Here is a 9,121-nt window from a genome sequence, read left to right as displayed (position 1 = left end):
GCTAAAAATATAATTATCGGGGAATAAAATCAGGTAATATTCATCTTTAGAAGTTAGTAAATATTTAGATTACGACAGACATGCGGATTTTAGGAACTATCGGATGAAGCGGCATCCTTGTAGCGCAGCGGAAAGATATAGCAGAAAGCAGGAACAAACCTTAAAAACAGCACTGCATCTGCGCTACTAAAGAAAACATCTCCAATAAAATTGTCTATTTTACGTTTAAAAATCATGTATAAAAATTTACTTATCTTCTCTGTTCTTCTTTTATTTTGTTTTAACGTTTCGGCACAAAAGAAAAAATTCGATGTACAGGGCAAAGCAGGCGCACGTGGCATTATGCCTGAAAATACTGTTGAAGGCATGTTAAAAGCGATAGATTTAGGCGTTACCACCTTAGAAATGGATGCGGTGATTTCTAAAGATAAACAAGTGGTACTTTCGCAAGAACCCTATTTCAATAACGAAATTTCTTTGTTGCCCAATGGTAAACCCATTACTTTAAAAGATCAGAAGAATTATAACATCTATAAAATGGATTATGAGGCAATTAAAAAGTTTGATGTAGGGAGCAAAGTTCATAACCGTTTTCCCGGGCAGATGAAGTTTAAAGCTTACAAACCGTTACTTTCTGAAACCATAGATGCCGTTGAGGCTTACGTGAAAGAACACAAACTCGCCAAACCGGTTTACAGTATCGAAACGAAAACAATCAAAAATGGGGATAATGAATTTCACCCGGAGCCTGCAGAATTTGTAGAGCTGATTATGGATGTAATCAATTCAAAAAAACTTGCTAAAAGAGTAATTATCGAATCGTTTGATATGCGTACACTGCAATATCTGCACGAGAAATATCCTAAAATACAAACTTCCTTATTGATTGATGAAAAGGAACCCTTTGAAGATTATATTGAAAAATTAGGTTTTAAACCAACTATTTACAGCCCTTACTCGGTTTTGGTTGGTAAAGGGCTGGTAGACCGCTGCCATGAAATGGGAATCAAAATTATCCCTTGGACCGTAAATACGGTAAAGGAAGTTAAATATTTTATGAGTTTGGGAGTAGATGGCATTATTACCGATTTCCCAAACATCATGGGGCAACTTAAAAAATAAAGAAGCGTAAAAAAAGCGTTCAGATTTAAAACCGGAACGCTTTTTTTATGCTTTTTGAAAAGAAGCCCTAATGGTGTGCTTCTGGTTTTTCGTGCGCTGCTTCAGTTTTTTCATGATGAGCAGATGCTTCTTCGTGGTTAAAGATTGGTCTGGTGAAATAGACACACAGTAATAAAACCAGAATCCATGCAGCCAATGGTAAAGCCCAAATGCCTTTTGTTTGCTGAGCTGGTGCGTGTGAATCGTGAGCTGACATATCGAATATTTTTGATTTAAAAATTTTATGCTTTGTAATTGTGCGGTAAAGATAGTAACAAAATTAAAATAATAAGCGCAATTTGCCGAATAGTATTTTAAGGTAGTTTAGTCTCTTATCCCTGTAAATCGTAAATCATTGCTTTTGTGCTGTTCATTTTGCTTTTAATACGGTTTTGATGCTCCTTTAAAGTACTTTGCTCTTCCTGAACGGCATTAAACAGTTCTGCTTTTTTGAAATGGTTTGCCGCTTCTGCAAAATTTTGCTGTTGCTCAGCATGTAGGCCCAAACATTCGTATATATGTGCTTCGCAAACACCAGGAACAAGTAAAGCTTTCTCTGCAACCTGTTTCACCAGTTTATGCATTTTAAGCGTAATAACAAGTTCAAGATAGGGTTTATACACTTCTGGAAAATCGCCATCCAGCTCAATGCAGCGTTTGTAGTAATAACCTGCGGTTTTGTAATCTTTAAAGTGGTTTTGATAAATATCGCCCAATTGAAAATATGCTCTTGCATAATCAGGATCGAAAACAATAATTTCGTTAAAATACTGAAGTGCCTTGGGTAATTCACCCCAGTGCAGTTCTTCAATGGCCTGTAGATATTTTTCCTCTACAGTAGTATAAATGTCCATAACGGATATAATTAGTTTTGTTAAGCGGTATTTTGCTTAGCAAATGGGTAATAAATGATTTTTAAATTGGATTTTATTGTGTCGAACAGTAAAATCGAGCTAAGGGTTGGGAAGGAAATTTAAGTCAATACCCAAGCCCTTTATGCCACAAGACGGGCTAAAGTGCATTTTTTGGATATATATTTGACGTAGCATTTCTGTAAATTTGGTGCAAAGATATTTATTTTCAATGAATTGCAAATTTTAAAATAAAATTTCTAATGGATTACGTGTGCGAGATAAACTATACAATAGCTTAGCAAGCAGAATAGGCTATTATAATTTAACGAATGGGAGAGATTTTCTAAACGTTGCTGCGTATCGATAATCTTAGCTGCTATAAGCCAAAAAAATAAGGAGATGCCAATATCGAAAAAGTCAAAACTTCCATTGGTAATGTGGAATAATTGAAACAGCTCGAATGCTACAACGAATAAAAGTGGAATGAAAACGCAATTGATGCGTTTTTTAAAAAGGTCAAAATAAAATTCCTTTGAGGTTAAGGTAATACAGAAAACCCATAAACCCTCAGGAAGTGAATAGATCAGGTACTCGTTTAATGGCAAGTCTGCTGCAATGGTCTGTTTTATGCTTTGGTAGGTTCTGAAAGAAATCAGCTGAATGATAATCTGGTTTACTAAGGTTTTATCAGTCCTATAAAATACATATATGAACAGGCTGATTATTAAGGCGAAGAAATATACCAGTAATGCTTTTTCAAGGTTTGGTGAAAATTAAAATTTTAAAATAGGAGAATGGTTTTAAAACGATTTCTTTTTCAAGTTTAAACTGGTTAATTGCTTTAATATGCTCCATGTAAAATAAAGATTTCAAATGGAACCATCCGGAAAAAAAATTAAATAGCCGATCCAAGTATTTTAGCCAATTATTTGGCGTAAAGTGGTTTAGAATTAAGAGTTTTCCACCTGGTTTTAAAAGCCTGCGGCATTGCATTAGTAGCTTTTCAGGCTGATCTGCAACAGCAATAACATGCGATAATACCACATAATCAAAACTATTTTCTGCAAACTCAAGTTCTTCACCATTCATTTGAAATAATTCGATTTCGCTGTTTGAATTCTTTTTGGCAACATTAAGCATTGATGCAGAAATTTCTATTCCAGTAATTTTATGGTTTTTATAGAATGGGAAATGGGAACCATTACCAACACCGATTTCGAGTAGGTTTCCATAAGGCAATTGATTAATCTCATCAAAAAATTTTTTCTTTTGAGGTTTAAGAAAAATATCGACAAGTGGATATAAAAATGAAAACCGGTTATAGAAATTGGTTTGAGCGCTCAATTTTTTAGTTTTAAGAACTAAATGTAGTTAAAGCATTTTTAATCTGTCGCCTATGCCTTAAAATATGAACAATGGCATGTTCTAGCATCTGTTCTACATCGTATTGCTGCCCCCACCTTGTAATGATCTTTTTCGATTGATCGAACTCTTCCATGATGAGGTCGGGATTTCTGGCGAAAAAGTCCTGATTATATTTAAACGCTTCCCGGAGCCTTGAAATATAGGGTGCCACCTGATCAAATTGCAATCTTTCCGGCCTGATAGTTTCTAATCCGACGGAGTTTTCGATATAAACGGCATAACTGAACATGGAGGCCGTTACATGTGTTAAAATAGTTTGGATGGAAATACAATCTGTATTTGAACTTTCTGGCTCAATAGTTTTCAGTAGTTGCTGTTGGCTGATTGGTTCAATTACTTCAATCAGCTCATCAACTGCTTTCTTATATTCATCCATTAGTGCGGCTATAGCACCGGTAAGTTTATGGGCTCCCATCATAAAACAAATTTAATCGTTTGCGGTAAGTTTGGTTTTAGTAAATAACTCCTTAATTCCCGTCATTTGGAGCGGAGAGCAAAGCAGCGGAGCACAGGGAGATTCTGCGAAGCAACATATACAGTAAATAGATTTCTCCCCGCCTGTACGGGCAGTCATTTCGCTATGCTTCAGTCGAGATGCCTGGCTTTTCTATGCAAATCTGTTTTGAGAAATTTAGCTTAACATCTTTCCTGCAAGTATGCTCTGATCCCAATATTAAAATCAGGACGGGTTAACGCTACGACTAAAATTTTACAATAAATCTTTAATGATTTTCTCGATTGATAAGCCTTCGGCTTCTGCGCGGTAATTACGCACAATGCGGTGACGTAAAATAGGTTCGGCAACTGCTTTTACATCTTCAATATCAGGTGAGTATTTTCCGGTTACTGCCGCATGGCATTTTGCACCCAGTACCAAAAATTGCGAAGCACGCGGACCAGCGCCCCAGCTGATGTATTTGTTTACTGCATCGGTAGCAAATTCTGTATTCGGACGGGTTTTCGTTGCTAGTTTTACAGCATATTCCAGTACATTATCCGTTACGGGAATATCACGGATCAGTTTCTGGAAATATTGGATATCATCTGCATGGATAATTTTCTGCAGCTGGGTGGTTTTATTACTGGTGGTGTTTTTTACGATGTTCAACTCATCTGCAAAGGCAGGATAGTTTAACTGAATGTTGAACATGAAACGGTCTAACTGAGCTTCTGGTAGGGGATATGTTCCTTCCTGCTCAATTGGGTTTTGCGTAGCCAGAACGAAAAATGGCTTAGGCAAGGTATGTGTTTGCCCGGCTGCGGTTACCGATTTCTCCTGCATGGCCTCTAACAGCGCCGCCTGCGTTTTTGGCGGTGTACGGTTAATTTCATCAGCCAGGATAATATTGGAAAAAACAGGCCCTTTTATAAATTTAAAGTGCCTGTCTTCTCCTAAAATCTCCGCACCGATAATGTCGCTCGGCATCAGATCTGGTGTAAACTGGATCCGGTTGAAATTAAGATCGAGAACGGAAGCCACAGTTTGTACAAGTAAAGTTTTAGCCAATCCGGGTACGCCAACCAACAGACAATGTCCGTTGCTAAAAATGGCGATTAAAACAGATTTTATGATGTCATCCTGTCCAACTACTACCTTGCTTATTTCAGCTTTAATGTTGTTGAAAGATTGATTAAGTGCATCAACAGCTTCTACTTCGTTCTTATACTGCATTGGTGTTATTTTGCGGCTGTAGTGGTTTTTGTCCAGATTTTTAATTCATCACAGTTATTAAATTCGTCATCGATTTTAATGTATGTACTTTCGCGACGTTTTTGAAACCATTCGCTTAAAGTACGATTAATTTTATCACTTTGTGCGGCATCTCTGATTTTTGGGAAATCTTGCGCTAAATTTGCTTTGTGTGGTGGAATTTTAGATTTTAGATATAAAATGCGGTAGCCTTGTTTTCCATCGGCTGCAGTAAATAAATCGGGTTTGGAAATACCACCGATTTTCATGCTGTCGATTACCAAAAATACCGAAGGATCTAGTTTATCAACCGGAATAAAGGTACTTCTTGCCTGAACATCCTGGGCATTAAGCATCATACCGCCATTGTATTTAGTTTCTTTATTATCTGAATAAAGATTTGCAGCAGCAGCGAAACTTAATTTTTTACCCATAAGGTTATTATAAATACTATCTGCGTGTAACTTTAAACGTGTTAGGCTTTCTGGTGTAGTTTTAGGCATAATTAAAATGTGTCTAACGTGTACCTGCTCGCCTCTACGCTCTAAAACCTGCAAAAAGTGGAAGCCATAATCAGTCTCGAACACTGGCGAAATTTCTCCGGCTTTTAATTTAAATGCCCAGGCTGTAAATTCTTTAACCATGGTGTTTCTATCAATAAAACCATAATCACCACCATCTGATGCAGAACCCGGATCTTCAGAATAGGTTTTGGCTAAAACACCCATATCTTCGCCACTTTTAACCCTTAAACGAAGTGCTTCAATCTTATCGCGGAATTTCTGTTTTTCTGCCTTGGTTAACTTGGGGTTTAGAATGATTTCACCAACTTCAACTTCTGTATTGAATTCCGGGATGCTATCGCCTAATGATTTGAAGTATTTCTCTACTTCCATTGGCGTAACATTAATGTTTTCGGTAATTTTTTGCTGCATTTTATTTGCAATCAATTCGTCTTTTATCGATGGTCTGATTTCATCTTTATATTGTAATACCGATTTGTTTAAGAACTGCTCCAAACGCTCCTGCCCGCCGGCACGCTGCATACTATAACGCATACGTTTGTTTACTTCATCATCAACAGCGCCATCTTCAACCATTACCGAATCGATTTCGGCCTGTTGTTTAAGTAATTTTTGGGTCAAGGTTTGTTGTAATATTTTACACTTAATATCATTGTTCGGCTGGTTTCCCTGATAAAGATATTGCGTGTATTGCTGGTTTAAGTCAGATAGCAGGATAATATTATTCCCTACAACAGCAGCAACTTTATCTACAGTATGTTTTTGAGCAAAACTGTTTAAAAACAGGCAAATTAAAGCGGTTGCTACTAAAAAAACTTTTTTCATTCTATTTGTTATATTTTTCAAATTTAATACTAATCGTCAAAAAAATCAGGTTGGTTATAACTTAGCAAGCTTCTTCAGCTCGCTTTCATTAATTTTAATCTGATATTTTTGTTTCAGGCTTTTTAGCCATTTTTCTTCTAAACGCTGTTGATAATCAGCAATTACCGCTCCCAGCACTTCGTTTAGCGGTTTATTGTAATTTTGTTGGTTTTTAGTGTAAAATTCATTTATCGCCTGCTCATCTTCTTGTGCCTTATTCCAGATTTTTTGTTCCGAAACATTGAACATTAAAACACCTTCCCGGTATTCATTCAATAAGAAATCCTGGTCTTTGCTACTCACCCCAACTTTTTTATGTGTGGCCAATGCATTTTCATAAGTTTTAATTTCTTCCTGGTAATCTGCGTCTTTATCCAATCCCATTTCGCGGGCATCTAACACCTTAAGCTTAAAATTTATGTACAAGTTTAAATAGGCTTGTAAAGTATCATACGGCACACTGACATTTCCGTTATGGCTTTTTTTGTAAGCCCACATAAATTCTTTAGCACTTATTGATTTTCCGTTTACCACAGCAACGTTTTGTGCAAACGAAATGCTATAAATAAAGCTGAAAACGAATAGGGAGTAAGCTTTCTTCACGCAGAGCACTCTATAAATTTTAAGGGATAAAAGTAACAATTAGCAGGGCTATTATAAGATATTTAACTAATTTTAACAGAAATTATTATCCAACAAAAATACGAATGGAAAACCAGGTTACCAACAATGCGAATGCTTTACGTTTATTTTTTACTGAAGAGGTTTTCCTGGTAAAGGATGAAAACGTAGAAATTCTGCCTTTACGTAATGCTGAGCCAGTTTTTAATGCCGAAAATGTTTCTGTTAAAGTAGCTGAAGAACCTGTTTTAAAGCCAGAAACAGCGCAAATTCCTGAGATTAATCCTACAAATTCCACTAAAATCTATCCGCAAGGCCCTGAAATTCCGCATATTGCGGCCGAATCTGCACCTGAAAAAACATTTAAATTTTTGGGTGGAAATAAAAAATCAGTACTCATTTTGGTCAATGATAGTGAGCATGATGTAAGTACCGAACAGGGTAGAGAACTGTTGCGGAAAATTGTTAAAGCTGTAGATTTGGGTACGCCCGATTTTGCCCTTCTGAATTATTCAAATTATAAAGGGACAGATTTCTTGGAATTGCACCGGTTTTTCAAACCTGCCATTATGTTATCTTTTGGGGTGGAATTTGCCGACCTGAGATTGAACCTTACCTGGCAGAATGAAATCATCTTTCATGAAACCACCAGAATTATCTTTGCTCCAAATCTCCATCATCTGGATAGCGATTTAAATGCTAAAAAAACACTGTGGGGGCATCTTCAGAAAATTAAATAGCTTTGCGTAGTATAAAGTAGTTAGTATCAGGTATCAAGATTTGATCGCACAGAATTTATATAGAAGCCTTAATCTTTTCATATTCCAATTTTTTAACCTTTCAACTTTTTTTAATGAAGAAACTTGTATTTGCGACCAATAACCAACATAAAACCGAAGAAATACGTGCTGCACTTGCAGGAAAATATGAAGTGTTAAATCTGGAAGACATTGGCTGTTTTGTTGATATTCCTGAAACTGCTAATACTTTTGAAGGCAATGCAACTTTAAAGAGCAGTTATGTGGTTAAACATTTTAATTTGGATTGTTTTGCTGATGATAGCGGTTTAGAGGTTGAAGCTTTAAATAATGAACCTGGCGTTTACTCAGCCCGATATTCTGGCAGCAGGGATAGCTTGGAAAATATTCAAATGGTTTTGGGCAAGCTTGAGGGAAATCCCAATAGAAAAGCAAGGTTTAAAACAGTAATCTCCTTAATGCAGAATGGTCAAAACCATATTTTTGAAGGGGTAATAGAAGGGACCATCAGAACAGCGTTATCAGGTTCTAAGGGTTTTGGTTATGATCCTGTCTTCCAACCAGATGGTTATGAGCTAACGTTTGCTGAAATGGATCTCGCAGAGAAGAATAAAATTAGCCACAGGGCTATTGCATTAAACAAGATGGTGGCTTTTTTAAAAGAGATTTAATTATAAAAATCTTTTTTTCTTTTTATCACTTTGTCGATTATCTATAAAAGTCACGATCTCTAAAGTGTTGCTCTTTGGTTTGATTCGATACACAACTGATATATATGGTATGATGATGCCGATATGAGTATTTTTTGTTTTATAAGTTTTTCTTGATATTAGTGGTTCTTCAGACAGCGTTTCAAGATAACTAAAAACTCTGGTTACGAATTTTTTCACCTCTGTTTTGTCCAGTTTTCTTTTAGATAATCAATGTTTTTTTGGAAAGTTTCACCAGCCTTTTTAGACCAAATAATATCCATTATACACTAAATCTTTTTTTAGCCTCTTCGTGACTAAAACTTTCTCCACGATCAAGTTGATTTATACCTTCTATAATGTCGCTTTGCTGGTTACTGTTTAATTCATCAAACCAGTCAAGGTCTCTTGCAGTAATTAGCGATTTAATATCCCTTATTAGACTTTCATCATTGGAATTAATGATCTGTTGAAGTACATTTAGTTTTTCTGATTGTAAATCCATAAATAAATTTAACCATTATTTAGCGAATAG

Annotated in this window: 11 protein-coding genes; 3 read left to right on the top strand and 8 right to left on the bottom strand. The window is 36.1% G+C overall.

Going from position 1 to position 9,121, the window contains the following annotated elements; all coding sequences use genetic code 11:
• Nucleotides 1-234 precede the first annotated feature (234 nt).
• Nucleotides 235-1,122, top strand: a complete 888-nt coding sequence (locus BLR60_RS17795; RefSeq protein WP_090502260.1) for a glycerophosphodiester phosphodiesterase family protein — start codon at nucleotides 235-237, stop codon at nucleotides 1,120-1,122.
• A 67-nt stretch (nucleotides 1,123-1,189) separates the two neighbouring features.
• On the opposite strand, the gene BLR60_RS17790 is transcribed toward BLR60_RS17795, so the two are convergent.
• The 7 genes from BLR60_RS17790 to BLR60_RS17755 all read right to left on the bottom strand — a co-directional run bounded on the left by BLR60_RS17790 (nucleotide 1,190) and on the right by BLR60_RS17755 (nucleotide 7,121).
• On the bottom strand, nucleotides 1,190-1,378 hold the full coding sequence (locus tag BLR60_RS17790; protein WP_090502258.1) for a hypothetical protein: 189 nt from the start codon (nucleotides 1,376-1,378) through the stop codon (nucleotides 1,190-1,192).
• Nucleotides 1,379-1,493: 115 nt separating this feature from the next.
• The gene (locus BLR60_RS17785; RefSeq protein WP_090502257.1) at nucleotides 1,494-2,015 is read right to left on the bottom strand and encodes a hypothetical protein; all 522 of its coding nucleotides are present in this window, start codon (nucleotides 2,013-2,015) and stop codon (nucleotides 1,494-1,496) included.
• 756 nt (nucleotides 2,016-2,771) lie between these two features.
• Entirely contained in the window at nucleotides 2,772-3,359 is a 588-nt protein-coding gene (locus BLR60_RS17775; RefSeq protein WP_090502254.1) for a class I SAM-dependent methyltransferase, read from the bottom strand.
• Between the two features lie 10 nt (nucleotides 3,360-3,369).
• Nucleotides 3,370-3,858: a DinB family protein gene (locus BLR60_RS24695; protein WP_143009105.1), complete on the bottom strand. Its 489-nt coding sequence runs from the start codon at nucleotides 3,856-3,858 to the stop codon at nucleotides 3,370-3,372.
• Nucleotides 3,859-4,149: 291 nt separating this feature from the next.
• A complete protein-coding gene (locus BLR60_RS17765; protein ID WP_090502252.1) occupies nucleotides 4,150-5,112 on the bottom strand; it encodes an AAA family ATPase in 963 nt (320 codons plus the stop codon).
• 5 nt (nucleotides 5,113-5,117) lie between these two features.
• On the bottom strand, nucleotides 5,118-6,479 hold the full coding sequence (locus tag BLR60_RS17760) for a peptidylprolyl isomerase (RefSeq protein WP_090502250.1): 1,362 nt from the start codon (nucleotides 6,477-6,479) through the stop codon (nucleotides 5,118-5,120).
• A gap of 54 nt (nucleotides 6,480-6,533) precedes the next feature.
• The gene (locus tag BLR60_RS17755; RefSeq protein ID WP_244155694.1) at nucleotides 6,534-7,121 is read right to left on the bottom strand and encodes a hypothetical protein; all 588 of its coding nucleotides are present in this window, start codon (nucleotides 7,119-7,121) and stop codon (nucleotides 6,534-6,536) included.
• 104 nt (nucleotides 7,122-7,225) lie between these two features.
• Between BLR60_RS17755 and BLR60_RS17750 the strand changes: the two genes are divergently transcribed.
• Nucleotides 7,226-7,879: a hypothetical protein gene (locus tag BLR60_RS17750; protein WP_090502246.1), complete on the top strand. Its 654-nt coding sequence runs from the start codon at nucleotides 7,226-7,228 to the stop codon at nucleotides 7,877-7,879.
• A gap of 113 nt (nucleotides 7,880-7,992) precedes the next feature.
• Nucleotides 7,993-8,568, top strand: a complete 576-nt coding sequence (locus BLR60_RS17745) for a non-canonical purine NTP diphosphatase (RefSeq protein ID WP_090502244.1) — start codon at nucleotides 7,993-7,995, stop codon at nucleotides 8,566-8,568.
• A 301-nt stretch (nucleotides 8,569-8,869) separates the two neighbouring features.
• Here the strand turns inward: BLR60_RS17745 and BLR60_RS17740 are convergent, their stop codons facing one another.
• The gene (locus BLR60_RS17740; RefSeq protein ID WP_090502242.1) at nucleotides 8,870-9,091 is read right to left on the bottom strand and encodes a hypothetical protein; all 222 of its coding nucleotides are present in this window, start codon (nucleotides 9,089-9,091) and stop codon (nucleotides 8,870-8,872) included.
• Between the last annotated feature and the right edge of the window lie 30 nt (nucleotides 9,092-9,121).

Source organism: Pedobacter terrae (genome assembly GCF_900100705.1).
GTDB classification, from domain to species: Bacteria; Bacteroidota; Bacteroidia; order Sphingobacteriales; family Sphingobacteriaceae; genus Pedobacter; species Pedobacter terrae.
The sequence above is the reverse complement of the archived record's forward strand: the minus strand, read 5'-3'. Positions and strand labels throughout refer to the sequence as shown.